General features: G+C 74.4%; 20 protein-coding genes and 1 pseudogene. 7 read left to right on the top strand and 14 right to left on the bottom strand.

Annotated features, from left to right (window positions below; genetic code table 11):
• Positions 1 to 93: 93 nt before the first annotated feature.
• On the top strand, positions 94 to 945 hold the full coding sequence (locus tag CP980_RS13220) for a DMT family transporter (RefSeq protein ID WP_150530212.1): 852 nt from the start codon (positions 94 to 96) through the stop codon (positions 943 to 945).
• Positions 946 to 956: 11 nt separating this feature from the next.
• On the opposite strand, the gene pdxR is transcribed toward CP980_RS13220, so the two are convergent.
• Complete coding sequence (gene pdxR, locus CP980_RS13225; protein WP_150528244.1) at positions 957 to 2,408, bottom strand: MocR-like pyridoxine biosynthesis transcription factor PdxR; 1,452 nt, start codon at positions 2,406 to 2,408, stop codon at positions 957 to 959.
• A 47-nt stretch (positions 2,409 to 2,455) separates the two neighbouring features.
• Between pdxR and CP980_RS13230 the strand changes: the two genes are divergently transcribed.
• Entirely contained in the window at positions 2,456 to 2,959 is a 504-nt protein-coding gene (locus CP980_RS13230) for a carboxymuconolactone decarboxylase family protein (protein ID WP_150528245.1), read from the top strand.
• A gap of 18 nt (positions 2,960 to 2,977) precedes the next feature.
• On the opposite strand, the gene CP980_RS13235 is transcribed toward CP980_RS13230, so the two are convergent.
• The 5 genes and pseudogenes from CP980_RS13235 to CP980_RS13255 form a co-directional block, all read right to left on the bottom strand.
• A complete protein-coding gene (locus tag CP980_RS13235) occupies positions 2,978 to 3,406 on the bottom strand; it encodes a hypothetical protein (protein ID WP_167535828.1) in 429 nt (142 codons plus the stop codon).
• A 5-nt stretch (positions 3,407 to 3,411) separates the two neighbouring features.
• Positions 3,412 to 3,615 (bottom strand): annotated as a pseudogene (locus CP980_RS36725) (hypothetical protein); the annotation flags it as partial.
• 160 nt (positions 3,616 to 3,775) lie between these two features.
• Positions 3,776 to 4,765: a malate dehydrogenase gene (locus CP980_RS13245; RefSeq protein WP_030154844.1), complete on the bottom strand. Its 990-nt coding sequence runs from the start codon at positions 4,763 to 4,765 to the stop codon at positions 3,776 to 3,778.
• 284 nt (positions 4,766 to 5,049) lie between these two features.
• Entirely contained in the window at positions 5,050 to 5,559 is a 510-nt protein-coding gene (locus CP980_RS13250) for a DUF3017 domain-containing protein (protein WP_150528248.1), read from the bottom strand.
• Positions 5,549 to 6,412, bottom strand: a complete 864-nt coding sequence (locus tag CP980_RS13255) for a bifunctional methylenetetrahydrofolate dehydrogenase/methenyltetrahydrofolate cyclohydrolase (protein ID WP_099889866.1) — start codon at positions 6,410 to 6,412, stop codon at positions 5,549 to 5,551. The genes CP980_RS13250 and CP980_RS13255 overlap by 11 nt, the downstream gene beginning before the upstream one ends.
• 280 nt (positions 6,413 to 6,692) lie before the next feature.
• On the opposite strand from CP980_RS13255, the gene CP980_RS13260 reads away from it, so the two are divergent.
• Positions 6,693 to 7,379, top strand: coding sequence for a hypothetical protein (locus tag CP980_RS13260; protein WP_150528249.1), 687 nt, complete (start codon positions 6,693 to 6,695; stop codon positions 7,377 to 7,379).
• A 321-nt stretch (positions 7,380 to 7,700) separates the two neighbouring features.
• On the opposite strand, the gene purH is transcribed toward CP980_RS13260, so the two are convergent.
• Entirely contained in the window at positions 7,701 to 9,290 is a 1,590-nt protein-coding gene (gene purH / locus CP980_RS13265) for a bifunctional phosphoribosylaminoimidazolecarboxamide formyltransferase/IMP cyclohydrolase (RefSeq protein WP_099889868.1), read from the bottom strand.
• The gene (purN, locus tag CP980_RS13270; protein ID WP_132759798.1) at positions 9,287 to 9,910 is read right to left on the bottom strand and encodes a phosphoribosylglycinamide formyltransferase; all 624 of its coding nucleotides are present in this window, start codon (positions 9,908 to 9,910) and stop codon (positions 9,287 to 9,289) included. The genes purH and purN overlap by 4 nt, the downstream gene beginning before the upstream one ends.
• 312 nt (positions 9,911 to 10,222) lie before the next feature.
• On the opposite strand from purN, the gene CP980_RS13275 reads away from it, so the two are divergent.
• Positions 10,223 to 10,849: a hypothetical protein gene (locus CP980_RS13275; RefSeq protein ID WP_189998912.1), complete on the top strand. Its 627-nt coding sequence runs from the start codon at positions 10,223 to 10,225 to the stop codon at positions 10,847 to 10,849.
• A gap of 27 nt (positions 10,850 to 10,876) precedes the next feature.
• Here the strand turns inward: CP980_RS13275 and CP980_RS13280 are convergent, their stop codons facing one another.
• Positions 10,877 to 12,556 carry a cell division protein PerM gene (locus CP980_RS13280; RefSeq protein ID WP_268257437.1) on the bottom strand — a complete coding sequence of 560 codons (1,680 nt, stop codon included), beginning with the start codon at positions 12,554 to 12,556 and terminating at the stop codon, positions 10,877 to 10,879.
• A gap of 123 nt (positions 12,557 to 12,679) precedes the next feature.
• Here CP980_RS13280 and CP980_RS35900 point away from each other — a divergent pair, with 123 nt between their 5' ends.
• Positions 12,680 to 14,413, top strand: coding sequence for a helix-turn-helix domain-containing protein (locus CP980_RS35900; RefSeq protein ID WP_229907161.1), 1,734 nt, complete (start codon positions 12,680 to 12,682; stop codon positions 14,411 to 14,413).
• An 89-nt stretch (positions 14,414 to 14,502) separates the two neighbouring features.
• Here the strand turns inward: CP980_RS35900 and sucD are convergent, their stop codons facing one another.
• The 5 genes from sucD to CP980_RS13320 form a co-directional block, all read right to left on the bottom strand.
• Entirely contained in the window at positions 14,503 to 15,393 is an 891-nt protein-coding gene (gene sucD / locus CP980_RS13300) for a succinate--CoA ligase subunit alpha (protein WP_030864229.1), read from the bottom strand.
• A gap of 21 nt (positions 15,394 to 15,414) precedes the next feature.
• The gene (gene sucC, locus CP980_RS13305; protein ID WP_132759795.1) at positions 15,415 to 16,593 is read right to left on the bottom strand and encodes an ADP-forming succinate--CoA ligase subunit beta; all 1,179 of its coding nucleotides are present in this window, start codon (positions 16,591 to 16,593) and stop codon (positions 15,415 to 15,417) included.
• 361 nt (positions 16,594 to 16,954) lie between these two features.
• Positions 16,955 to 18,139 (bottom strand): VWA domain-containing protein, encoded by a 1,185-nt coding sequence (locus tag CP980_RS13310; RefSeq protein WP_150528251.1) that lies wholly within the window; start codon positions 18,137 to 18,139, stop codon positions 16,955 to 16,957.
• Positions 18,140 to 18,201: 62 nt separating this feature from the next.
• Positions 18,202 to 20,469: a DUF5682 family protein gene (locus CP980_RS13315; protein WP_150528252.1), complete on the bottom strand. Its 2,268-nt coding sequence runs from the start codon at positions 20,467 to 20,469 to the stop codon at positions 18,202 to 18,204.
• Positions 20,466 to 21,572 carry an ATP-binding protein gene (locus CP980_RS13320; protein ID WP_132759792.1) on the bottom strand — a complete coding sequence of 369 codons (1,107 nt, stop codon included), beginning with the start codon at positions 21,570 to 21,572 and terminating at the stop codon, positions 20,466 to 20,468. The genes CP980_RS13315 and CP980_RS13320 overlap by 4 nt, the downstream gene beginning before the upstream one ends.
• A gap of 134 nt (positions 21,573 to 21,706) precedes the next feature.
• On the opposite strand from CP980_RS13320, the gene CP980_RS13325 reads away from it, so the two are divergent.
• Complete coding sequence (locus CP980_RS13325; protein WP_150528253.1) at positions 21,707 to 23,053, top strand: SWIM zinc finger family protein; 1,347 nt, start codon at positions 21,707 to 21,709, stop codon at positions 23,051 to 23,053.
• Positions 23,054 to 23,257: 204 nt separating this feature from the next.
• A complete protein-coding gene (locus CP980_RS13330) occupies positions 23,258 to 24,862 on the top strand; it encodes a DUF5691 domain-containing protein (protein WP_373312930.1) in 1,605 nt (534 codons plus the stop codon).
• Positions 24,863 to 24,900: the final 38 nt, after the last annotated feature.

Here is a 24,900-nt window from a genome sequence, read left to right on the forward strand (position 1 = left end):
GACAGACTAGAACGGGGCGGCGAACCGATGGAATCCGGCCGTCGAAACCCCCTCATGACCTCCATGACCTAGAGTCGTTTCGTGCTCCTTGGGATGGTTTGCGCGCTCGGTGCGGCGGTCTGTTTCGGTACGGCTTCGGTACTGCAGGCGATGGCCGCGCGGGCGGCGGAGCCGGGGACGGGGTCCGGGGTGGATCCGGCGCTGCTGCTGCGGGCGGCCCGGCAGTGGCGGTACGTGGCGGGCCTGGGGCTGGACGCGGCCGGGTTCGTCCTGCAGATCGTGGCGCTGCTGCACGTCCCGATCTACACGGTGTCCGCGGCGCTGGCGGCGAGCCTCGCGGTGACGGCGGTGGTCTCGGCGCGGCTGCTGCACGTACGGCTGAGCCGGGCCGAGTGGGGCGCGGTGGGGGTGGTGTGCGCGGGGCTGGCGATGCTGGGGCTGGCGTCGGGCGAGGAGGGCTCGGGGACCGGGTCGTTCGCGCTGGAGCTGGGGCTGCTGGTGGTGGCGGGGCTGGTGCTGCTGGTGGGGATGGTGGCCGGCGGGCTCCCGGACCGTTCGCGGGCGCTGGTGCTGGGTCTGGCCTCGGGTACGGGGTTCGGGGTGGTGGAGGTGGCGGTCCGCCTCATCGGAGACGTCTCGCTCGCGGCGTTCGCGAACCCGGCGCTGTACGCCCTGCTGCTGGGCGGGGGCGCGGCGTTCCTGCTGCTGACCTCGGCGCTCCAGCGCGGCTCGGTGACGGCGGCCACGGCGGGCATGGTGATCGGCGAGACGATCGGTCCGGCGGTGGTGGGGGTGGTCTGGCTCGGCGACCGCACCCGCGAGGGCCTGACCTGGCTGGCCGTCCTCGGCTTCGCGGTCGCGGTGGCCGGAGCCCTGGCACTTGCCCGCTTCGGCGAACCGCCGCGGACCGCCCCGGCCGGCGCCCCCGGCCCCACCGGGGCCTGACCGGCGCGGACTTACGGCAGAGCGGCCAGCAGGGCGGTCAGCGTCGCCGACCAGGCGCTCGACGGCGGGGTGCCGTAGCCCACCACCAGGGCCTCCCGGCGCGCGAGGCGGGCGTCCGGGTGGGCGAAGAAGGACAGCGGCACCACCGCCAGGTCCTGCCAGGCGGCGGAGCGCAGGGCCGCGGCCTCGGTCCCCGCCGGCAGGTCCAGCACCGCGTGCAGGCCCGCCGCGATGCCCGACACCGCCACGCGGCCGGAGACGGCCGCGACCAGCTCGTCCCGGCGCCGCCGGTAGCGCAGCCGCATCCCGCGCACGTGCCGGTCGTACGCCCCCGACCTGATGAACTCGGCGAGCGTCAGCTGGTCCACCGCGCTCGACGTCCAGTCGGTCCGCCCCTTCGCCGCGACGACCTCGTCCAGCAGCCCCGGCGGCACCACCATCCACCCCATCCGCAGCCCCGGGGCGAGCGACTTGCTCGCCGTACCGAGGTAGACCACCCGGTCCGGGTCCAGGCCCTGCAACGCGCCCACCGACTGGCCGTCGTAGCGGAACTCCCCGTCGTAGTCGTCCTCCACGATGATCCCGCCCGTGCTCCGGGCCCAGTCGACCGCCGCCGCCCGGCGGGCCGGGGTCAGCGCCGCCCCGGTGGGGAACTGGTGCGCGGGCGTCAGCAGCACCGCCCCGGCGCCCGCGCCCACCGGCCCCGGCAGGTCCTCCGTGCGCGCCCCCGCGTCGTCCACCGCCAGCGGCCGGGTCCGCAGCCCTGCCTGCGCCAGCGCATCCCGGTGGTGGTGGAGGCCGTACCCCTCCACCACCACGTCCTTCACCCGGCGCGCCCGCAGCACTCCCGCCAGCAGCATCAGCGCGTGCGCGAACCCCGCGCACAGCACGATCCGCTCGGGGTCCGCGTACACCCCGCGCGCCCGCGCCAGGTATCCGGCGAGTGCCTCGCGCAGCTCCACCCGGCCGCGCGCGTCGACCGCGTACCCGAAGGCCTCGTTCGGCGCCTGCGCCAGCGCTCGCCGGGCCGCCGTCAGCCAGGCGGCGCGCGGGAAGGCGCCCAGGTCCGGGGTGCCGGGCACCAGGCTGTACGAATGCCGCCGCGGCGCGGGGTGGCGGACCCGGGCGGAGCCCGCCGGCCGCAGCGGGCGGGCCCGCTCCGCGACCCGGGTGCCCGAGCCCTGGCGGGCCGTCAGCCAGCCCTCGGCGACGAGCTCGGCGTACGCCTCCGCGACCGTGTTCCGCGCGATCCCGAGGTCCGCGGCGAACGTGCGCGAGGACGGCAGCCGGGTCCCGGGCGCCAGCCGTCCGCTGCGCGCGGCCTCGCGCAGCGCGTCGACCAGCCCGGCGCGCAGGCCGCGCCCGGCGGAAAGGTCCAGGTGCAGGTCAGCACCGAAACCGGAACCGGGCCCGCCGACCGCTTCCGCTGCCACGTCTTCGGAAATGGCCCAAGGATCCGTCATGGATATGGACCATACGGGCGGGCCGCCTGCTTCCTAAAGTTGGACCCATGACCACCACGTACGAAGACACCACCGCACACGCACCCGAGCACACCCCCCGCATGGGCTGGGCCAAGCACGCACCCGAGGTCTACAAGGCGATCGTCGCTCTGGAGATGGCCGCGAGGAAGGGCCTGGACCCGGCCCTGGTCGAACTGGTCAAGATCCGCGCCTCGCAGCTCAACCACTGCGCGTTCTGCCTGGACATGCACACGAAGGACGCCATCGCCGCCGGCGAGAGCGTCGAGCGGATCGTCCAGCTCAGCGCCCTGGAGGAATCGCGCCACTTCTACACCGAGAAGGAAGTGGCCGCCCTCGAACTGACCGAGGCCGTGACCGTCCTGACCGAGGGATTCGTTCCCGACGAGGTGTACGAGAAGGCCGCGAAGCACTTCGAGGAGAAGGAGCTGTCCCACCTGATCGCCATCATCGCGACGATCAACGTCTGGAACCGCTTCGCGGTCACCACGCGCATGGTCCCGGGCCACTACACCCCGGGCATGTTCAAGTAGGCACCGCGCCGGTCCGCGTCACTCCGGCCGGAACGAGCCCAGGGCCGCCGCCATGCGCGTGCGGACGGCCTTGGCCTCGGCGGCCGGGCCGACGCCCAGGAGCACCCAGCGGCTGCCGTCGGAAGCGACGGTCAGCCGCCCGACGGCGTGCGCGGTCCCGTTCGTCTCCCCGTCGGGGATCTCGTACACGATCTCGCAGCCGGTGGTGTCCTTCGCGCCGAGCGAGATCCGCAGGTAGCCGTCCCGGGAGCTCAGCCCCTTGGAGTCCTCGACCAAGACCTCGCACGGGTCGCCGGAGCCGCCGGTGACCCGGTAGACCTGGAGCAGGCTGCCCCGGCCCCGGGCCGGTCGGAACACCGTGCCTACCGCGGTCCCGCTCTCGGACGTACTGAGCTGCCAGTCGTCCGGCACCGCGACCCGGAAGCCCGGTCCGGCGCTGTGCAGCACCTTGTGCGCAGGGCGCGCAGGGCGTGGGCGAGGACGCGGGAGGCGTCGAACCCGTAGGAGGGCGGGGGAAACCGCTCCTCGTGGACGTACAGCTCCTCGATCACCCGGTCGCGGTAGGCCGGATCGAGGTAGGTACCGGCGCACAGCAGGCGTCCCGCCTCTGTTGCCACCGGGTCCACGGGGGCCCTGCCGTCGGATGTGCCGCTCACGGGTGCTCCTCGCTCGGGAGGAGGGCAACCGTACGGCGCGGGGGGTACCCGGAACAGGGCGCTTCACGCCAAAAGGCCCCGGCGCGTACGCCGGGGCCTTTCAGGTGGTGCGGGACCGGATCGGCCGGTCCCGGTACCGGGACCGGGCGACCGGAACGGATCAGATCAGGCCGAGCTCGCGGACCGCGTCGCGCTCCTCGACGAGCTCCGCCACGGACGCGTCGATGCGCGCGCGGGAGAACTCGTTGATGTCCAGGCCCTGGACGATCTCGTACTTGCCGTCCTTGGTGGTGACGGGGAAGGAGGAGATGATGCCCTCCGGGACGCCGTAGGAGCCGTCCGACGGGATGCCCATGGAGGTCCAGTCGCCCGCGGCCGTGCCGTTGACCCAGGTGTGGACGTGGTCGATGGCGGCGTTCGCGGCGGAGGCGGCCGAGGACGCGCCACGGGCCTCGATGATCGCGGCGCCGCGCTTGGCGACGGTCGGGATGAAGGTGTCGGCGAGCCACAGCTCGTCGCTGACGACCTCGGCGGCGTTCTTGCCGGCGATCTCCGCGTGGAAGATGTCCGGGTACTGGGTCGCCGAGTGGTTGCCCCAGATGGTGAGGCGCTTGATGTCGGAGACGGCGGCACCGGTCTTGGCGGCCAGCTGCGAGATCGCGCGGTTGTGGTCGAGGCGGGTCATCGCGGTGAAGCGCTCGGCCGGTACGTCCGGGGCGGCGGCCTGCGCGATGAGCGCGTTGGTGTTGGCCGGGTTGCCGACGACGAGGACCTTGATGTCGTCCGCGGCGTGGTCGTTGATGGCCTTGCCCTGCGGCTTGAAGATGCCGCCGTTCGCGGAGAGCAGGTCGCCGCGCTCCATGCCCTTGGTGCGCGGGCGGGCGCCCACGAGCAGGGCGACGTTCGCACCCTCGAAGCCCGCGTTCGGGTCGTCGAAGATGTCGATGCCCTTCAGCAGCGGGAAGGCGCAGTCGTCGAGCTCCATGGCGGTGCCCTCGGCGGCCTTCATGCCCTGGGGGATCTCCAGGAGGCGGAGCTTGACCGGCACGTCCGCGCCGAGCAGGTGGCCGGACGCGATGCGGAAGAGCAGCGCGTAGCCGATCTGGCCGGCGGCGCCGGTGACGGTGACATTCACGGGAGTGCGGGTCATGGCCTTCTCCGTTAGACAGCTGGCGGTGGGGCGTCGCTGCCCCATGTGCTGGCGGACGCCGCTCCCCTGCGAATCTTGACGTGAAGAGACATCCGGCGTCAGGCTATCCGACCTTCCGGCGGGCCAATCCCCCGGTCCGTGTGGTGCAGGGCACACGGACCGGGGGTTCGAAGGCGTGGAGCGGGATTTCCCCGCTCTTTTCGACCCCCGGACACCGCCGGACGGGTGTACGAGCGCGTCGCGAGTACGTCAGGTACGTCAGGCACGCCGGGGCGTCGGGGACCTCAGCGGACGGTGAAGCGGACCGCGCTCTCCAGGAACGGGATGTGCAACAACGGGTGCGGCTCCATCACCAGCGCGAGCAGCGTGATCGCCACGCCCAGCAGCCCGTACGTGACCATGTCGGTGAAGCGGGAGCGCACCGCGAGCATGCCCACCTGGGGCAGGACCCGCCGCAGCACGGAGGCGGCGATCAGGGCCACGCCGATGACCAGGCAGCCGCCCCGGGGGTGGTTCAGCGCGGTCAGGAGCAGCCCGACCGCGGTCGCGCCGAGCACGCTGAGCATCGGCCACTGCCGGGCCGCGAGGGCGTCGCCGGGCGCGGCGCGGCCGTGGCCCTCGGGGCGAGCGGTGTCCTTGGTGATGGAGGGGAAGCGACGCGATTTCGCGGCCTCACGGGCGGCGGCCCCGGCCTCAGCGGCGGGCTCGGCCCCGGCCGCGCTCCCGGTGCCGGGCTCGGGCTCGGTGCCGGGCTCGGCGCCGGTCCCCGCCTCCGCTTCGTGCTCAGCCCGCACTGTTCGACGTCCGTTCCGCCGCCTCGACGACGTTCACGAGCAGCTGCGCCCGCGTCATGGGGCCGACACCGCCCGGGTTCGGGGAGATCCAGCCGGCCACCTCGGCGACGCCCGGGTGCACGTCTCCGACGATCTTGCCGTTCTCGTCGCGGCTGACGCCGACGTCCAGCACGGCCGCGCCGGGCTTCACGTCCTCCGGCTTGACCAGGTGCGGGACGCCGGCGGCCGCGACGACGATGTCCGCCTGGCGCAACTGGGCCGCCAGGTCACGGGTGCCGGTGTGGCACAGGGTGACCGTCGCGTTCTCCGACTTGCGGGTCAGCAGCAGACCCATGGAGCGCCCGACGGTGATGCCGCGGCCCAGGAGCACCACGTGCGCGCCGTCGATCTCGATGCCGTGGTGCCGCAGCAGCTGGACGATCCCGTACGGGGTGCAGGGCAGCGGGCCCGGCTCGTTCAGCACCAGCCGCCCCAGGGACATCGGGTGCAGGCCGTCGGCGTCCTTGGCCGGGTCCATCAGCTCCAGGACCCGATTGGTGTCGATGCCCTTGGGGAGCGGGAGTTGGACGATGTAGCCGGTGCACTCCGGGTTCGCGTTGAGTTCCCGTACGACCGCCTCGATGTCCTCCTGGGAGGCCGTCGCGGGCAGTTCGCGCTGGATGGACGCGATGCCGACCTCGGCGCAGTCCTTGTGCTTGCCGTTGACGTACCAGCGGCTGCCCGGGTCGTCGCCGACCAGCAGGGTGCCGAGGCCAGGGGTGATCCCCCGGGCCTTGAGCGCCGCCACGCGGGCGGTCAGTTCGGACTTGATCGCGGCGGCGGTGGCCTTGCCATCGAGAATCTGGGCGGTCATGGACCCATCCTCCCGGATGGAGCGGCTTCGCATCCAGTCGCGGGGCCCGGTCGGCGCCCGTCCGGCGTCCGGCCGAGCGCATTGTCACAGGCTTGACCCGTTCATTGCACTTGCACAACAAGTGACCGCCCGAATGCGCCACCGCTGGACAACTCCGGCCCGGGCGGACCACGATGACGGCAATGAGTGCCGCGGGCAGTGCCGGGGGGCGGACCGCAAACGCAGTGATTCCTCCGTGCGTGCCGTGCGTCCCCGCACTTCCACGGAGGAACACCCCAAGATGAGTTTCGGCGACCCGAACAACCCGTACGGGCAGCAGCCGCCGGCCCCGCAGGGCCAGCCCGGCTACGGCTACCCGCAGCAGGCCCCGCAGGGCGTCCCCCAGCAGGGCTACGGATACCCGCAGCAGCAGGGCCAGCCCGGCTACGGCTACCCGAACCAGGCGTACCCGGCGGGCCCCGGCGGCTACTCGGGCGCCCAGATGCCCATGCCCGGCGGGGTGAAGGCCGCCCGCGTCATCCTGTTCATCGTCGGCGGCCTCCAGGTCCTGGGCGGCATCGTCGTCCTGCTCGGCGGGGCGCTGTTCGCCTCCGTGTTCGCGGGCTCCTCCAGTTCCTCGGAGTACGGCTCCTCGGCGAGCGACGCGGGCGCGCTCGCGGGCGGGGTGATCGTCGCCGCCGGCGTCTTCGCCCTGGCCCTGGCGCTGTGGCCGATCCTGACCGCCGCCAAGCTGGGCAAGGGGCGCGGCGGGGTCCGGGTCTCCGGCATCATCTACGGATCGCTGATGACCCTCTTCTCCGGGGTCAGCCTGATCATCAACCTCGCTGCGCTCGGCAGCGACACGACGGCGGGCGCCGTCGTGTTCTCGCTGATCCTGGCCCTGATCCAGTTCGGCCTGGCCCTGTGGGTCCTCGTCGGCCTGGCGAACTCGGCCGCCGGCGCGTACTTCCGCCGCCCCCAGTACTAGGGAGTGTCGTCAAAGTGGCGTCGGCCGCCCGTCAGGGCGGTGGTCGGCGGGGTCTGGTGCGTGCGATCGCAAGGCGGAGGAGGGAATCGACGCGGTGGGGGCACCTCCCAGCGGTAGCTGGGGGACGTCGGTGACCGACGACAACGCGGCGAGCGTGCGTGCCAGACCCCGCCGACCAGACGGGACTTTGACGACACGACCCAGGCCGCGCCTTTCGGATCGTGGCGGCCCGGGGCGCCGGGCCGCCACGGCGACGGCCTGCGCACGGCGAAGGCCGCCACCCGTCGCGGGTGGCGGCCTTCGCCGTGCTCGGGGTCCGGCTCAGTGGAAGAAGTGCCGGGTCCCGGTGAAGTACATGGTCACGCCGGCCGCCTTCGCGGCCTCGACGACCTGCTCGTCACGGACCGAACCGCCCGGCTGGACCACGGCCTTGATGCCGGCGGCGGTCAGGATCTCCAGCCCGTCCGGGAACGGGAAGAAGGCGTCGGAGGCGGCGTACGAGCCCTGCGCGCGCTCGGCGCCCGCCCGCTCGACGGCCAGCTTCGCCGAGTCGACGCGGTTGACCTGGCCCATGCCGACGCCGACCGAGGCGCCGTCCTTGGCGAGCAGGATCGCGTTGGACTTGACGGCGCGGCAGGCCTTCCACGCGAAGGCGAGCTCGGCGAGTTCCTCGGCGGAGAGGGCGTCGCCGGTGGCGAGGGTCCAGTTGGCCGGGTCGTCGCCTTCGGCCTGGAAGAGGTCGGACTGCTGGAGCAGCGCGCCGCCGGAGATCGGCTTCAGGTCGCCCGGCTGGTGCGGGGTGCCGTCGACCTTGAGGACGCGGATGTTCTTCTTCTTGGCCAGGATCTCGACCGCGCCGTCCTCGTACGAGGGGGCGGCGATGACCTCGGTGAAGATCTCCGCGACCTGCTCGGCGAGCTCGACGGTCACCGGGCGGTTGACGGCGATGACGCCGCCGAAGGCCGACAGCGGGTCACAGGCGTGCGCCTTGCGGTGCGCGGCGGCGACGTCCGCGCCGACGGCGATGCCGCACGGGTTGGCGTGCTTGATGATCGCGACGCAGGGCTCGTCGTGGTCGTACGCGGCGCGGCGGGCGGCCTCGGTGTCCACGTAGTTGTTGAAGGACATCTCCTTGCCGTGCAGCTGCTCGGCGTTGGCGAGCCCGCCCGGCTGACCGTCCGTGTAGAGCGCGGCGGCCTGGTGCGGGTTCTCGCCGTAGCGGAGGGTGGACTTGCGGTCCCAGGCGCCGGCCAGGAACTCGGGGAGCACGGCCTCCGGCTCCGGGGCGTACGCGTTCGTGAACCAGGAGGCCACGGCGACGTCGTAGGCGGCGGTGTGCTGGAAGGCCTCGGCTGCCAGACGCTTGCGCGCGGTGAGGTCGAAGCCGCCGCCCTGGGCCGCGGCGAGGACGTCGGCGTAGCGGGCGGGGCTGGTGACGACGGCGACCGACGGGTGGTTCTTGGCGGCGGCGCGGACCATGGACGGGCCGCCGATGTCGATCTGCTCGACGCACTCGTCGGGGGTGGCGCCGGAGGCGACGGTCTCCCGGAACGGGTAGAGGTTGACGATCACCAGGTCGAACGGCTCGATGCCGAGCTCGGTGAGCTGGTCGCGGTGGTCCTCCAGGCGCAGGTCGGCGAGGATGCCGGCGTGCACGCGCGGGTGCAGGGTCTTGACCCGGCCGTCCAGGCACTCGGGGAAGCCGGTGAGCTCCTCGACCTTGGTGACGGGCACGCCGGCCGCGGCGATCTTGGAGGCGGTGGAGCCCGTCGAGACGAGCGCGACGCCCGCCTCGTGCAGGCCGCGGGCCAGCTCCTCCAGTCCCGTCTTGTCGTAGACACTGACGAGCGCGCGCCGGATCGGTCGCTTCGACGAGCTCGACGAGGTGGTGCTGCTCTCTACGGCGGTCACTGGATTGTTACCTTTCGTCCCTCAATGCGGTAGCCGTGCCGGGCCAGGCGCCCCACGACGTCGACGAGCAGCTGGCGCTCGACTTCCTTGATGCGCTCGTGCAGAGCGGATTCGTCGTCCCCGTCCCGGACCTCGACCACACCCTGGGCGATGATCGGACCGGTGTCCACGCCCGCGTCCACGAAGTGGACCGTGCAGCCGGTGACCTTCGCGCCGTAGGCGAGGGCGTCCCGTACTCCGTGGGCGCCCGGGAAGGCCGGGAGGAGGGCGGGGTGCGTGTTGACGAAGCGGCCGCCGAAACGGCCGATGAACGAGGCCCCGACGATCTTCATGAACCCGGCGGACACGACGAGGTCCGGCGCGTGGGCCGCGGTCGCCTCGGTGAGGGCGGCGTCCCACTCCTCACGGGTCGCGTACGCCTTGACCGGGCACACGAAGGTGGGGATCCCCGCCTTCTCGGCCCGCTCCAGGCCGGCGATGTTCTCGCGGTCGGCCCCCACGGCGACGACTTCGGCGCCGAAGCCCTCGGCTCCGCCGGGGTGGGCGTCGATGGCGTCGAGCAGGGCCTGGAGGTTGGTGCCGGAACCGGAGACCAGCACGACCAGGCGGGAGGCGGCCATGGGAGGCCCTTTCTGCGGGAATGCGTCCATACGTACGTCACGTACTGCCGAACATCTTGTGTGATCAGACGAAAGCAGGGTGCACGTGAATACGGGTGACCCTACGAAGCCGCCGACCGCCTGCAACGATACCGGCACACCGCACGGCCCCCGAGGGACGGGGGGACGGGCGAGGGGTAGCGTCTGGCATACAAGCCGCATACGGCGCGGTACGCACTGCCGTGCCGCACGTCAACAGCCCTTCGACGCACGCCGCTCGCGAGGCCCGCGACGTCCTCGGACGTCCACGACACAGGGGAAGTAACGCACTCGATGCCGGATCGCCGCCAGCCCGACTCCTCCACCGACGACAACCCCTTCGCGGCTCCCCCGGAAGGCCGGCCCGACCAGCCGTGGCAGCCGCGCGGCAACGGCGACGGCGGCGGCCCGGACGAGGACCCCGGATCCGGCCCCGGCGGGCCGGTGCGCTGGGACCCGACGGACCCGATCCAGCGGCGCGCCCGCTACGCGCTGCTGGCCGGCATGTGGGGCTTCTTCTTCGGGATCTTCGGGATCCCCTCGGTGGGGCTGCTGCTCGGCGCCCTCGCCCTGTACTGGGGGATCAGCGGGCTGCGCGGGAAGCCCGCGCAGGAGGCCTCCTCGTCCGCGTCCGTCGACGCCCTGACGGGCCGCGCCCCGGCCCCCTCTTCCGCCCCCGCTCCCCAGGGGGGCCTGGCGGCGCTCGGGCCGGCGGCGCGTCCGCAGCGGACGGCGGCGATCGGCGGGCTGGTCACGGCCTCGCTGGCGATCCTGCTGGCGCTGAGCTCGTACGGCCTGCAGTTGGCGTACAAGGACTTCTACGTCTGCCGCGAGGACGCCCTGACCAAGTCGGCGGAGCTGCAGTGCAACGACCTGCTGCCGGACAACGTGCTGGGCAAGATCCTGAAGGTGCAGCAGTAGGGACCCCGGGCTGCCGGATCCGGAGCCTCAGGCCCGGGGCCTGCGGGGCAGTACGCGGGCGCCGGCCACCGGGGGGACGAGGGGGCGGGGCGGGGCCTCGGCCGGCTTCGCCGGGACCGGAGCCGGCGTCAGGTCCAGGTGAAGGCCCGTCACGACGGTGAGACGGCGCGGTGGTTTGGGCGCGTCGGCGGGCTCCTGGGCGGCTGCCGGTTCCGCCGGGGGCGGGGTGGCCGGGGGCGGAGTGGCCGGGGGCGGGCCTTGGGGCGGGTCCTGGGGGGTCGGGTCCTGGGCGGTCGGGTCTTGGGGGGGCAGGTCCGGGACCAGGGTGCCCGCCGCCCGGCGCAGGGCCTCCCAGCGCAGTTCCCGTACGCCGCTGTCGTGCCATTCGTCGTCGGAGTCCGCGGCCGGGCCGTCCGACAGCCGGGCCGGCCGGGTCCTCCACGAGTGCACCGCCACGGCGACGGGCACCGCCGGGAGCAGGGTCCAGGCGAAGGCCGCCGCGCCGGCCGCCCACCACACCGGGCCGAAGCTCGCCAGCCCCCGCGAGCCGAGCGGCCCCGAGGCGGCGGCCGCGAGCCCGGCCATCAGCAGCCCGCACACCAGGGCTCCCAGGGCCGCCGTCAGGGCGGTTTCCCTGTACCGGACTTCACGCGCCCGGCGTACGGCGAACCACCCGACTGCCAGCCCGGCCAGCACCGGCACCCCCGCGGTCGCACAGGTCAGCAGGGTCCCGGGCCCCTCCGGCGGCAGCGCCGCGAGCAGCGGGAACCTCGGCAGTGCGGGCGCCCCGGCGAAGCCGAGCGGGGTGGCGGTGGCTCCGGCGCCGAGGGCGAAGCCGGGGCCGAGGGCGTAGGCGGCGCCCCAGACCGCGGCGTTCGGGAGCAGCGCGACGGCGAGGAGCAGCACCGCGAAGCGGCCCGACCAGACCCCGGTCAGCGCCAGGAAGGACGCCTGGACCTCGGCGGCGTGCCAGGCGAGCGAGGCCCCGACGATCAGGGCGCCGCCGCCCAGCAGGACCAGCGCTCCGGCGGCTCCGGCGCGCAGGGCGAGGGGGTAGCGGGGACGGGCGGCGGCCCGGCGCACGGCCCCCGGAACCCAGTGCGGGAGCGGACCGACGGGACGCCCCTTGGCCGACCAGACCCCGCCGGCGGCGGCGAGCACGGCGACGAGCGGGACGTGCCAGGCGGCGCTGAGGGGGTCGGCGGGCATCGGGCCGGCGGCCGCGTAGACGGTGGCCAGGGAGCCGACGGAGAGGTACCCGCAGGTCACGGCGGAGAAGACGGCGGAAGCCGGCAGCACCTCGTCCCTGCCGCCTTCCGCGTCCCCGCCGTCCTCGCCGCCGTCGCCGGAGGCGCTGCCGAGCCGCGCCGCGCGGCGCATGAGCAGGGCGGGCAGCGCGACGAGCAGCAGCGGGGTCACGCCGACGGGGGCCGGCACCCCGGAGAGGGTCTCGTACCGGACGAGCTCGGTCCCGTGGGCCAGCAGCCAGAGCCCGGCGGCCAGGTGCAGGGCGCCGCCCGGGCCGCTGTCGGGGTAGGGGGAACTGATCCAGAGCACGATGACGAGCACGGCGAGGAAGCCGAGCCCCAGCCCGGCGGCAACGGCCCCGCCCAGCACGCAGGCGGCGGCAGCCGGCGAACGGCGCCGCCCGGCGGCGGCCCGGGGGGCCGCTTGCAACGGGGTCTCGCGTTCGGTCACTTGGGTCACCCCGCCATGGTGCCAACGACACGCGCTATGGGCGGGTAACAGGCGAATGTCCGTGGTGTCGCTCAATATACGTTTTATGTACTTTTCCGCCCAGGGCTGCCGGCAGGTCACGGGGAGTGTGGCATGACAGAGAGCGTCGAGGAGCCGAGGCTCCCCTCGCCCAAGGAACGCCGCAGACTGCGCGAGGCGGCCGGCCTGTCGTACGAGGCCGTCGCGACGGCGGTGGGCGTCAGGGCCAACACGGTCCGCTCCTGGGAATCGGCCCGCACCAGCCCCCGGGGCCGAAAGCGCGCGGCGTACGCCGCGTTCCTCAGGTCCCTGGCTTCGGCACCGGCTGAGGCTGAGGCTGCGACTGCGGCTGCGGCTGAGCCGCCGCAGGCGACCGGCGCGGGCACACAGTCCGCGGCGGCGCAGTCCGCGGGCACACAGTCCGCGGCGGCCCAGACCGCGGGCGCGGAGTCCGCGGCGGCGCGGTCCGCGGGGCCGCCCAGTGCCCCCGACGTGCGGCGCGCCGTGGCGGCAGAGGGCTTCGCGGTGCGCGTGCCCGGGGTGATGCGGCCGTTCGGGATGAGCGGGCACGGGCCACGGACCCGGCCGCCGGTCCCGGCCGAGCGGGCGGTGAAGCCCCCCATCGCCACGCCCCGCCACGAGGCGCGGTTCACCGTCAGGGCCACCGCCAAGGCCATCGGCACCCCCGGACGCGGGACTGCGGTACCGGACGCCGCCCCCGCGGATGCGCAGGCCCCGGCGCAGGCCCCGGCCTCTGCCCCGGCACAGCCCTCGGCGGAAGCCGGGGCCGCCGCCCCGGAGGCGTGCGAGCCGCCGCCGGCCGGGCCGCAGGGCGGCCACGGCCCCGCGCCCGGCGGGGGCGGAGCCCCCGGACCGGCCCCCACCGGAGCCACCACCTCCGGGACCGCGACCGCGATCGCCGAAGCCACCGCCCCCGCCAACGCCCCGGACCCGGACCCGGACCCGGCCGCCGTCCCCGAGGGGCCCGTCCCGGACCCGGCCGCGCCCTCCGCTGCGCAGGCTCCCCGGGGGGCGGGCGGACCCGGGGCCGTCTTCGACGCGCTGTACGAGTACGCCGCCCCGGCGCTGGCGCGACAGGTGTACCTGCTCACCGGGCGCCGCGGGCTCTCGCACGAGGCCGTCGAGCGGGCCTTCCAGCTCGCCTGGGCGCGGTGGCCCGAGGTGGCCTGCGACCCCGACCCCGTCGGCTGGGTGCGCGCGGCCGCGTACGAGTACGCCCTCTCCCCCTGGCACGGGTTCCGCCGCGCCCACAAGCACCCCGACAAGGCCCCCGCCGCCCCCGCCGACCGCGTCCTGATGGACGCCATGCTGGCGCTGCCGCCGGCGCACCGCCGTACCGTCCTGCTCTACGACGGCGTCGGCCTCGACCTCCCCGACACCGCCGCCGAGACCGAGGCGACCACCCCCACCACCGGCAACCGCCTCCTGCACGCGCACGCCGCCCTCGCCGACCGCATCCCGGAGCTGGCCGCCGCGCCCCCCGAGAGGCAGTCGGCGGTGCTGCGCGAGCGGCTCGGCGCGGTCGTTCCGGCCGTTCCGCTGGAGCCCCGCCCCGCGGCCACCGTACGGATGGCCGCGGAGTACCGCGCGACGCGCTGGACCCGCGCGTTCCTCGGCCTGACGGCCGTGATCGCCGTCGCGACCGCCTACACCACCGTCACCGCGCCCCGCCAGTACGAACCGCCCCTCGCGCCCGGCGCGAGCGTCTCCGGGGTCCCCCCGCTCGCCGGCCCCCAGCGGCTCACCGACGAGACCCGGCAGCTGCGCGAAAAGCTCCGCGCGCATCCCGCCCACCGGCCCGAGCGGATCGCGCCCAGCCTCGAATAGCCGAGCGGCCGAGCGGACCGCGGAAAAACGGGCGTGGCCCGCACCCCACTGGGGGGTGCGGGCCACGCCCGTGCAAACAGCGGCAAGCGTTACTTCGCGGCGTTCAGGATCTCGCGCGCGAGCTTGGCCGTCTCGGTCGGCGTCTTGCCGACCTTGACGCCGGCGGCCTCAAGGGCCTCCTTCTTGGCCTGCGCGGTGCCGGAGGAGCCGGAGACGATGGCGCCGGCGTGGCCCATGGTCTTGCCCTCGGGGGCGGTGAAGCCCGCGACGTAGCCGACGACCGGCTTGGTGACGTTCTTCGCGATGAAGTCCGCCGCACGCTCCTCGGCGTCGCCGCCGATCTCGCCGATCATGACGATCAGCTCGGTCTCCGGGTCGGCCTCGAAGGCCTCCAGGGCGTCGATGTGCGTGGTGCCGATGACCGGGTCGCCACCGATGCCGACGGCGGAGGTGAAGCCGATGTCGCGCAGCTCGTACATCATCTGGTAGGTCAGCGTGCCGGACTTCGACACGAGACCGATCTTGCCGGGCTTGGTGATGTCGCCCGGGATGATGCCGGCGTTGGACTGGCCGGGGGTGATCAGACCCGGGCAGTTCGGGCCGATGATGCGGGTCTTGTTGCCCTTGGCGGTCGCGTACGCCCAGAAGGCGGCGGAGTCGTGCACCGCGATGCCCTCGGTGATGACGACGGCCAGCGGGATCTCGGCGTCGATCGCCTCGACCACGGCGGCCTTGGCGAAGGCCGGCGGGACGAAGAGGACGGAGACGTTGGCGCCCGTCTCCTTCATCGCCTCGGCGACGGAGCCGAAGACCGGGACCTCGGTGCCGTCGAAGTCGACGGTGGTGCCGGCCTTGCGCGGGTTCACGCCGCCGACGATGTTGGTGCCGTCAGCCAGCATCAGCTTGGTGTGCTTCATGCCCGTGGCACCGGTCATGCCCTGGACGATGACCTTGCTGTCCTTGTTGAGGAAGATAGCCATGTGAGTCTGTGACCTCTGCCCTTACTTCGCAGCCGCGAGCTCGGCGGCCTTGTCGGCCGCGCCGTCCATGGTGTCCACGCGCTGGACCAGCGGGTGGTTGGCGTCCGAGAGGATCTTGCGACCCAGCTCGGCGTTGTTGCCGTCGAGGCGGACGACGAGCGGCTTGGTGACCGCCTCGCCCTTCTCCTCCAGCAGGGCCAGCGCCTGGACGATGCCGTTGGCGACCTCGTCGCAGGCGGTGATGCCACCGAAGACGTTGACGAAGACGGACTTGACGTCCGGGTCGCCGAGGATGATCTCAAGACCGTTGGCCATGACGGCGGCGGAGGCGCCACCGCCGATGTCCAGGAAGTTGGCGGGCTTGACGCCGCCGTGGTTCTCACCGGCGTACGCGACGACGTCGAGGGTGCTCATGACGAGACCCGCGCCGTTGCCGATGATGCCGACCTCACCGTCGAGCTTGACGTAGTTGAGGTTCTTCGCCTTGGCGGCGGCCTCAAGCGGGTTCGCGGCCGCGTGGTCCACGAACTCCTCGTGGCCCGGCTGGCGGAACTCGGCGTTCTCGTCGAGCGAGACCTTGCCGTCGAGGGCGATGACGTCGCCGGAGGCGACCTTCGCGAGCGGGTTGACCTCGACGAGGAGCGCGTCCTCGGCGATGAAGGTGTCCCACAGGGTCACGAGGACCTCGGCGACCTTCTCGGCGACCTCGGCCGGGAACTGCGCGAGCTCCACGATCTCGCGGGCCTTCTCGATGGTCACGCCCTCGTTGGCGTTCACCGGGACCTTGGCGAGCTTCTCCGGGGTCTCCTCGGCGACCTGCTCGATGTCCATGCCGCCCGCGACCGAGGCCATGGCCAGGAAGGTGCGGTTGGTGCGGTCCAGCAGGTACGAGACGTAGTACTCCTCAAGGATCTCGGGAGCGGTCTCGGCGATCATCACCTTGTGGACCGTGTGGCCCTTGATGTCCATGCCCAGGATGTCCGTCGCGCGGGCGACGGCCTCGTCCGGGGTGGCGGCGAGCTTGACGCCGCCGGCCTTGCCGCGGCCACCGACCTTCACCTGCGCCTTGACGACCGACTTGCCGCCCAGCCGCTCGGTGGCCTCGCGAGCCGCCTCAGGCGTGTCGATGACTTCACCGGCCAGCACCGGTACACCGTGCTTGGCGAAGAGGTCCCTCGCCTGGTACTCGAACAGGTCCACGCGCGTCCGTCCCTTGTCTTCAAAGATTCGCAGTGATTCGCGGTTGTCTGCGTGGGCGTGCCGCGGAGGGCAACGTGACGGCGCTGTCACTAGGGAGGCGCACACGGTGACCGTGGACGCGGCATGTCCGTCCCGCAGGTTATCCCCGTGGGACGTGGGTCCCTAAATCGCAGATCACACCTGAGCGGTGATACCTGTCACAGATCCCCTCACGGTTGAGCTGGATATTCGTGCGATCCGCCAGGCCCGGCGGCGGGCTGCGGGGAGCGATCGCGGGCCCGCCGCGGGAGGGATCGCGCCCCCTCCCCGGCGCGGTGCGCGGGACGCGGCGGGAGGAGGTCGCGGGTCGGCCGGCGGGCGCTCAGGGGAGGGGCAGGGGACGCTTCTCCAGGGCCGCGGCCATCACCTCCGGGAACAGGTCGGGGGTGCAGGCGAAGGCCGGGACCCCAAGCGCCGCAAGGGCTGTGGCGTGCTCGCGGTCGTAGGCGGGGGCTCCCTCGTCGGACAGGGCGAGCAGGGCGACGAACTCGGTGCCGGATGCCTTCATCGCCGCGACGCGGCCCAGCATCTCGTCGCGTATGCCGCCCTCGTAGAGATCACTGATGAGGACGACGACCGTGTCGGCGGGACGGGTGATCTTGGACTGGCAGTAGGCGAGGGCGCGGTTGATGTCGGTGCCGCCACCGAGCTGCGTACCGAAGAGAACGTCCACCGGATCCGTCAGCTGATCTGTCAGGTCCACGACGGCGGTGTCGAAGACGACGAGCCGGGTCGCGATCGTCCGCATGGAGGCGAGCACCGCGCCGAAGACGGAGGCGTGGACGACGGAGGCCGCCATCGAGCCGGACTGGTCGACGCAGAGGATCACCTCCTTCTTCACCGCCTGCGCGGCGCGCCCGTATCCGACGAGCCGTTCGGGAACTACGGTGCGCTGCTCCGGAAGGTAGTTCTTCAGATTCGCCCGGATGGTCCGGTTCCAGTCGATGTCCGCGTGGCGGGGGCGGCTGGTGCGGGCGGAGCGGTCGAGGGCGCCGGTGAGGGTGGCCCGGGTGCGGGACGCGAGCCGTGCCTCCAGCCGCTCGACCACCGTGCGGACGACGGCGCGGGCCGTTTCGCGGGTGGTCTCGGGCATGGCCTTGTGGAGGGAGAGGAGGGTCCCGACGAGGTGGACGTCGGGCTCCACGGCCTCCAGCATCTCCGGCTCCAGGAGGAGGGAGGCGAGGCCGAGCCGCTCGATGGCGTCCCGCTGCATGATCTGGACGACGGAGCCGGGGAAGTACGTACGGATGTCCCCGAGCCAGCGGGCCACGTGTGGCGCGGAGCCGCCGAGCCCCGCACTCCGCTCCCCGCCCTTCGGCTCCCTCCCGCTCCTCCCGTTCCCCCCGTCCCTCCCGTAGAGCGCCGAGAGCGCGGCGTCCATCGCGGCGTCCCGCCCGGTCAGGGCGCGGCCGGTCCCGTCCTCCTCCCCGCCGAGCACCATCCGCCACCTGCGCAGCCGCTCCTGCGCGAGGGCGTCGCCCGCCGCCGCGTTCCCCGTACCCGTCATCTCCCCGTCCCTTTCCCCTGTTCGGTCCTTCCCCGGCCGGCCGCTCCGGTCCCCCGCGGCCGTCATGCCGGCGGGCCGGCGAGGAGGAGGCCGAGGACCGGCAGGACCGCGTCCGCGCGGGACGGGTCCAGTGCGGGCGCGAAGCCCGCGGGAGCGCCCCCCAGGGCCGGCTTGGGCGAACGGCCCCGGCGCACCAGCTCGCCCAGGCTCCGCCTGACGCCCGGCTCGTAGGCACCGAACGTCCGGCGCAGCAGCGGCAGTACGTCCGTGAAGGCGCTCTCCGGGACCCCGGTCAGCCAGGTGTCGATCAGTCCCAGGAGCCGCTCGTCGTGCACCAGGAGCGTGCCGTCCTGCGCGAAGCCCTCGATCCAGCCCGCCGCGTCGGGCGGCGCCGCCGCCGGGGACAGGGCCAGACCCATCAGCCGTGCCGTCTCCTCGGCCGCCAGGCGTCCCTCGTCCAGCAGCAGCCGGGCCGCCCGGCCCCGGATCAGCCCCGGCACCCGGTCCCGGCCCGCCAGCGCCCCCAGCACCGCGGACCAGCGCTCCCGCAGCCCCTCCTCGTCCAGGAGTCCGATCGCCCCGTGCACGGCGTCCACATGCCCGCGCAGCTCCGCCGCCGCCTGCGCGTCCAGGCCCGCCGCGCACGCCGGCGGCAGCGCCACGCAGATCCGCTCCGCGAGCCCGCCCGCGACCGTGGCCAGCGCGGACGCGTCCGTCCCGCGTACGTCCCCGTAGCGCAGCGAACGGGCCAGCGCGGGCAGGGCCTTGGCGAGCCGCCCCACATCGGTGTCCAGTGCCGCCCGGTCGGCGAGGGCCCGCAGTACGGCGGGCAGGGCCTGCGGCAGCCCGGCCAGCAGGCACCGCTCGGCCAGCGCCGTCACCTCGCCGAGCTCCCGCGCCCCCGCCGCCTCCGCCTCGGCCTTCGCGGTGGCGGCCGCCACGACCGTCGTGCCCCAGATCCCGGCCTCGGCGACCCGCACCGACAGCTCCGGCTCCCAGCGCAGCCGCCACGTCTCGCGGAAGGTCCCCGTACTCCCCCGCGAGGCGGCCGGGGTGCCCCAGCCGATGCCGAGCAGCCGCAGCCGGTGCAGCAGCAGCGACTTCGCCGCGTCCGTGTCCTTGCGCAGGTCGAGCTCCAGCTCTCGCTGCCGGGCCTCGGCCTTCAGCCGCAGCGAGCGCTGCTGCCGGGTCAGGTCCCGCTGCAGGGGCACCACGGGCGCCCCGTCGGGGACTTCGCCGAGCACGTCGCCGATGACGAGGCGGTCCTCGACCAGCGCGAGCGGTACGTCGGAGCCGTCGCACATCACGGCCCTGACCGCCTCCAGGGTCTCCGTCAGCCCGGCCAGCGGTCTGCCCCGCATCGCGGCCAGCGTCCCGGCCAGCCGGACCGCCTCGATGACGTGCGCCGAGGAGACCTGCCGGTCCTCCTCCCGGAGCAGCCCGGCGACCTTGGTCAGCCACCGCTCCACCGGCCGGTCCCGCGCCGCGAACAGATGCGCGTACCAGCCGGGCGAGGAGATGCCCGCTCCGTACCCGCCGGCCCGGGCGAGCCGGCGGTGGGTCCAGGGGACCCAGGCCGTCTCCACCTTGGTCCTGGGCAGCCCGGTCAGCAGCGCCTTGTCCGCGGCGGCCGTGGTCCGCGCGCCCAGCGCCGGTACGTGCCAGGCCCCGCACACCACGGCGCAGCCGTCGCCGAACTCCCGGCGGGCGGCCCGCATCCGCTGCCGCATGTACGCCTCGCGCACCCCGTCCCGGGCGTGGCCGCCGTCCCCGTACGCCTCGCGCAGGGCCCCCATGGCCTCCGCGAGCGCCTCGAACGCGGCGAGCGGATCCGCCGCCCCGTCCCCGCGGTGCTCGACCACGTCCTCCCACCAGCGCTCGGGGTCGTCGTAGCCGGCGGTCTCGGCCAGCACCGCGAGAGGATCCAGGCGTACGGAGCCGGCCTCCTCGGAGCCGGCCTCGTCGCGGTCGGCGCCGGACCGCGCCGCCAGCGTGTGCGCCGCCGGGAGGTCGATGAAGCGGACCGGAACCGGCACCTCCTGCTCCTGGGCCCAGCGGATGGCGACCCACTCCGGCGAGAACGCGGCCAGCGGCCAGAACGCGGCCCGGCCCGGATCGTCGGCGGCGTGCGCGAGCAGGGCCACGGGCGGCCGCATCCCGGGATCGGCGGCCAGCGGCAGCAGCGCGTCCCCCTCCGGCGGGCCCTCGATCAGCACGGCCGCCGGGCGGGCCGCGTCCAGGGCGGCCCGCACGGCGCGGGCCGAGCCCGGGCCGTGGTGCCGTACACCCAGCAGCAGCGGCCCCCGCCGCGCGGCGGGCGGCGCGCTCATGCCGTCACCTCCCGGCAGGCGCGGTAGAAGTCCTTCCACCCGTCCCGCTCGCGGACCACGGCCTCCAGGTACTCCTGCCAGACGACCTGGTCGGCCGCCGGGTCCCGGACCACGGCGCCGAGGATCCCGGCGGCCACGTCGGAGGGGCGCAGGACGCCGTCCCCGAAGTGGGCGGCCAGCGCGAGGCCTCCGGTGACCACCGATATGGCCTCGGCGGTGGACAACGTGCCGCTCGGCGACTTCACCTTCGTCCGGCCGTCGGCGGTGACCCCGTCGCGCAGCTCGCGGAAGACGGTGACGACGCGGCGGATCTCCTCCAGCCCCTCGGGCACGGCCGGCAGGTCGAGGGAGCGGCCCATCTGGTCGACGCGGCGGGCGACGATGTCGACCTCGGCGTCGGCGGTCGCGGGCAGCGGCAGCACGACGGTGTTGAAGCGGCGGCGCAGCGCGCTGGAGAGCTCGTTGACCCCGCGGTCGCGGTCGTTGGCGGTGGCGATGAGGTTGAAGCCGCGGACGGCCTGCACCTCCTGGCCGAGCTCCGGTATCGGCAGCGTCTTCTCGGACAGGATGGTGATGAGGCCGTCCTGGACGTCGGGCGGGATGCGGGTGAGCTCCTCGACGCGGGCGACCCGGCCCTCGGCCATGGCGCGCATGACGGGGCTCGGTACGAGGGCTTCGCGGCCGGGCCCGTGGGCGAGGAGGCGGGCGTAGTTCCAGCCGTACCGGATCGCCTCCTCGGGGGTGCCGGCGGTGCCCTGGACGAGGAGGGTGGAGTCCCCGCTGACGGCGGCGGCCAGATGCTCGGACACCCAGGTCTTGGCGGTGCCGGGGACGCCGAGCAGGAGCAGGGCGCGGTCGGTGGCGAGGGTGGTGACGGCGACCTCGACGATGCGGCGCGGGCCGACGTACTTGGGCGTGATGACGCTGCCGTCGGCGAGCGTGCCGCCGAGGAGGTAGGTCGCGACGGCCCACGGGGAGAGCTTCCAACGCGTGGGGCGGGGCCTGTCGTCGGCCGCCGCGAGGACTTTCAGTTCCTCCGCGAACGCGTCCTCGGCATGCGGTCGCAGCGCGCCTGCGCCCTGGCCGTTCCCGGGCATGGTCATGGTCCCCCTCCAATGCTCGCCAGCCGTTCCCGACTGCTGGAACAACCGTGCACCACGCCACTGACAACGCCCTTCGATCTCAACGTCGTTGCAGGTCAGAGCGATTGTCAGTGGGGGTCTCTACGGTGGGACACATGACTGAGCACAGGGTCCGCCCGACGGCGGAACAGGTACTGACTCTGGCTCCTGACGAAGCGTCACGCAAGGCGGGGGCCAAGCTGGGCGGGGCGGGTCCATGGTCACAGACCGGAGATTCCGCTTCCGGTTTGGTGTGGGGGTTGTGCAAGGGCAGCGGCAGCACGCCGTACCGGACCGTCGTGGACGTGCGGGGCCCGGCGTACTCGTGCTCCTGCCCGAGCCGGAAGTTCCCGTGCAAGCACGCGCTCGGGCTGCTGCTGCTCTGGTCGGCGGAGGGGTTCGGCGAGGCCGGCGAGGCGCCGCCCTGGGCGGCCCAGTGGTCGGCGCAGCGGGCGGCCAGAGCGGCGGCCAAGGGGGCGGACGTGCCGGGTGGGCCGGCGGACGAGGAGGGGGCGAAGCGCCGGGCCCAGCGGAGGGCGGCCCGGATCGGTGCGGGGGTCGGCGAGCTGGAGCAGCGGCTGGAGGACGTGCTGCGCGGCGGCCTGGCCGGCCAGCAACAGGCCGGGTACGGGCCCTGGGAGGAGACCGCCGCCCGGATGGTCGACGCGCAGGCGCCGGGACTGGCCGCGCGGGTCCGGGAGTTGGGGACGATACCCAGTTGCGGTCCCGGATGGCCCGCCCGGATGCTGGAGGAGGGCGCGCTGCTGCACCTGCTGAACCGGGGCTGGCTCGGTCTGGCAGGTCTGCCGCAGCCGCTCGCCGCGACGGTCCGGACCAGGGTGGGGTTCCCGGACACGGCCGCGGAGGGGGAGGTCGTACGGGACCGCTGGCTGGTGCTGGCCCAGTACGACTCGGTGTCACCGGACGGCAGGCTCACCACCCGCCGGACGTGGCTGCGGGGGCTGGGGAGCGGGCGCCCGGCCCTGGTACTGGACTTCGGACCGCCGGGGCGGCCTCCGGCCCTGTCCCTGCCCGTGGGGCTGGTGGTGGAGTCGGAAGCCCGCTTCCGGCCCGGCACGGCGGGGCTGCGCGCGGATCTCGGGGAGAGGTCCGCGGCGGCCGCACCGGGCCGGGTCCCGGCCGGGGTGGGTACGGGGGCGGCACTGGAGGCGTACGGGGCGGCGCTGCGGGAGGACCCGTGGCTCGACGCGTGGCCCGTGGTGCTGGGCCCGGTGATCCCGATACCGGGGGAACGGGGCTGGCAACTGGCCGACGCGGAGGGCACCTCCGCGCTGCCGGTCACTGCGGGCACCGCCGACAGCGGGTCGCGGTCCGGCCTGTGGCAGCTGGCCGCCCTCTCGGGCGGCGGCCCGGTCACGGTGTTCGGCGAATGCGGACACCGCGGGTTCACTCCGTTGACGGCGTGGCATCCGGGCTGCCCGGAACCGGTCGCCCTGGGGTGACCGGCCGGGGATGACGGGGCCAGGGGCCCCGTAGGGGAGGGAGCGTTGGCGCGGGGGCGCTGACGTGCACGAACGATGAAGCCGGGGGGCTTTTGTGAACGACAACCACGCAAGCTGAAAGGCCGGTCGACGGGATACGAAAGCGGCTCCGGTCCCGCGGAGGGGGCGGGACCGGAGCACTGCACGACAAGAGGGAGGGGCACGGTGACCACGACGGGAACGAAGGCCGAGGACGTGACCGCGGGCCTCGGTGACGGGGACTGGGAGGAGCTGGTCGGGGTCGCGCTGCTGGGGACCGACCGGCGGAAGGCCAGTCCGGGGGCGCTGCTGGACGCGGCCGCGGTGCAGACCGTACGGCGGCGGGCCGGGCTGCGGCCCACCGAGGCGGGGCCGCGGCCGGATCCCGCGCCGCGGGATCCGCGGCCGGCTCCGCCCGAGGCCGCCCGGCGCCGGCTCGCGCAGCTGCTGGCCGGCCGGACCGGCGCGGGCAGCGGCGGCGGGCGGCGCGGGGCCGCCCCGGATCTGACGGAGCTGCTGCCGCAGTGGCTGGCCGCCGCCGGCCGGCACGGGTACCGGGCGCCGCACGCGCTGGTGCCCGCGCTGCTGGACGCGGCCCGGGCCCGTACGGACCTGCGCGCCCCCGCCCTGGCCCTGGCCGGGGCGCGGGGGCTCTGGCTGGCCCGGCTGAATCCGGACTGGCGGTTCGCCCTGCGCGGCGGAGCGGGTGGCGCCGGGGAACTGCCCGACCCGCAGGACCGGGCCGGGGTGGAACGGCTGTGGCAGGAGGGGCTGTTCGCGGAGCGCGTGGCCCTCCTGGGCCTCGTACGCGCGCACGAACCGGCGGCTGCCGTACGGCTGCTGTCGACGACCTGGGCCACCGAACGGGCCGAGGACCGGCTGATGTTCCTCGACTCGCTGCGGGTGGGGCTCGCGGGCGGGGACGAGCCGTTCCTGGAAGCGGCCCTGGGCGACCGGAGCCGCAACGTGCGGGCGACGGCGGCCGAGTTGCTCTCGGCGCTGCCGGAGTCGGCGCTGGCCGGGCGGATGGCGGAGCGCGCCCTGGCGTGCGTGGGTCCGCAGGGGGTGACTCCGCCCGCCGCGTGCGACGCGGGGATGCTCCGCGACGGGGTGGTCGAGCGGCCGCCCGCCGGACGGGGGGAACGGGCCTGGTGGCTGGGCCAGCTGGTGGAGGCGGCGCCGCTGTCCTGCTGGCGGGAGCGGTTCGGAGGGCTCGGCCCGGCCCAGATCGTGGCGCTTCCGGTGGCCGGGGGCGAGAGCTGGCGGGAGGAGCTGCACGCGGCGTGGTGCCGGGCGGCGGTGCGCCAGCGTGATCCGCGGTGGTCGAAGGCGCTGCTCGGCGAGGCGTCCGCGCCTCCGGCCACGGCCCCCGGCACGGCTTCGCTCGCGGAGCGGGCGAAGCTCCTGTCGGTCCTGCCGGAGGGGGAACGGGCGCAGTGGGTCGCGGAGTTCATACGGGCCCACGGCCTGTCGGAGGCCTTCCAGCTGCTCGGGGTGTGCGTGGTCCCGTGGGCCGGGACGCTGGGCCGGGCGGTGGTGGACGCGCTGGACGCCGCGCGGGAGGCGGGCAGCTACCCGTGGAGCTTCAGCGGGGTGATGGGCCTGGCCGAGCGCTGCCTGGACCCCGCGGAGGCGGAGCGGCTGGAGGCGGTCGTGGCGCGGGGCTGCGGATTCGCCGACCCCGCGGAGGCCTCTTCCGGGGCGGCCGCGTACTGGGCCGAGGCCTTCCAGCGCCTGGTCGCCACCCTGCGTCTGCGCGCCGCGATGCTGTCGGAACTGGCCCCGGCCTGAGCGCCGTCAGCGTCCGCGGGGCCGCTCCGCCGGAGCCG

The organism is Streptomyces vinaceus (assembly GCF_008704935.1).
In the GTDB taxonomy this organism is placed as follows: Bacteria; Actinomycetota; Actinomycetes; order Streptomycetales; family Streptomycetaceae; genus Streptomyces; species Streptomyces vinaceus.

What these genes read in the sequence shown, in the direction of transcription:
- CP980_RS13310 (WP_150528251.1), bottom strand. Translation starts at nt 18,139, where the DNA reads ATGACGGGTACGGGGAACGCGGCGGCGGGCGACGCCCTCGCGCAGGAG.
- CP980_RS13275 (WP_189998912.1), top strand. Translation starts at nt 10,223, where the DNA reads ATGCCGGATCGCCGCCAGCCCGACTCCTCCACCGACGACAACCCCTTC.
- CP980_RS13255 (WP_099889866.1), bottom strand. Translation starts at nt 6,412, where the DNA reads ATGACCGCCCAGATTCTCGATGGCAAGGCCACCGCCGCCGCGATCAAG.
- CP980_RS13260 (WP_150528249.1), top strand. Translation starts at nt 6,693, where the DNA reads ATGAGTTTCGGCGACCCGAACAACCCGTACGGGCAGCAGCCGCCGGCC.
- CP980_RS13320 (WP_132759792.1), bottom strand. Translation starts at nt 21,572, where the DNA reads ATGACCATGCCCGGGAACGGCCAGGGCGCAGGCGCGCTGCGACCGCAT.
- CP980_RS35900 (WP_229907161.1), top strand. Translation starts at nt 12,680, where the DNA reads ATGACAGAGAGCGTCGAGGAGCCGAGGCTCCCCTCGCCCAAGGAACGC.
- CP980_RS13245 (WP_030154844.1), bottom strand. Translation starts at nt 4,765, where the DNA reads ATGACCCGCACTCCCGTGAATGTCACCGTCACCGGCGCCGCCGGCCAG.
- CP980_RS13230 (WP_150528245.1), top strand. Translation starts at nt 2,456, where the DNA reads ATGACCACCACGTACGAAGACACCACCGCACACGCACCCGAGCACACC.
- purN (WP_132759798.1), bottom strand. Translation starts at nt 9,910, where the DNA reads ATGGCCGCCTCCCGCCTGGTCGTGCTGGTCTCCGGTTCCGGCACCAAC.
- pdxR (WP_150528244.1), bottom strand. Translation starts at nt 2,408, where the DNA reads ATGACGGATCCTTGGGCCATTTCCGAAGACGTGGCAGCGGAAGCGGTC.
- sucD (WP_030864229.1), bottom strand. Translation starts at nt 15,393, where the DNA reads ATGGCTATCTTCCTCAACAAGGACAGCAAGGTCATCGTCCAGGGCATG.
- CP980_RS13220 (WP_150530212.1), top strand. Translation starts at nt 94, where the DNA reads ATGGTTTGCGCGCTCGGTGCGGCGGTCTGTTTCGGTACGGCTTCGGTA.
- CP980_RS13315 (WP_150528252.1), bottom strand. Translation starts at nt 20,469, where the DNA reads ATGAGCGCGCCGCCCGCCGCGCGGCGGGGGCCGCTGCTGCTGGGTGTA.
- CP980_RS13325 (WP_150528253.1), top strand. Translation starts at nt 21,707, where the DNA reads ATGACTGAGCACAGGGTCCGCCCGACGGCGGAACAGGTACTGACTCTG.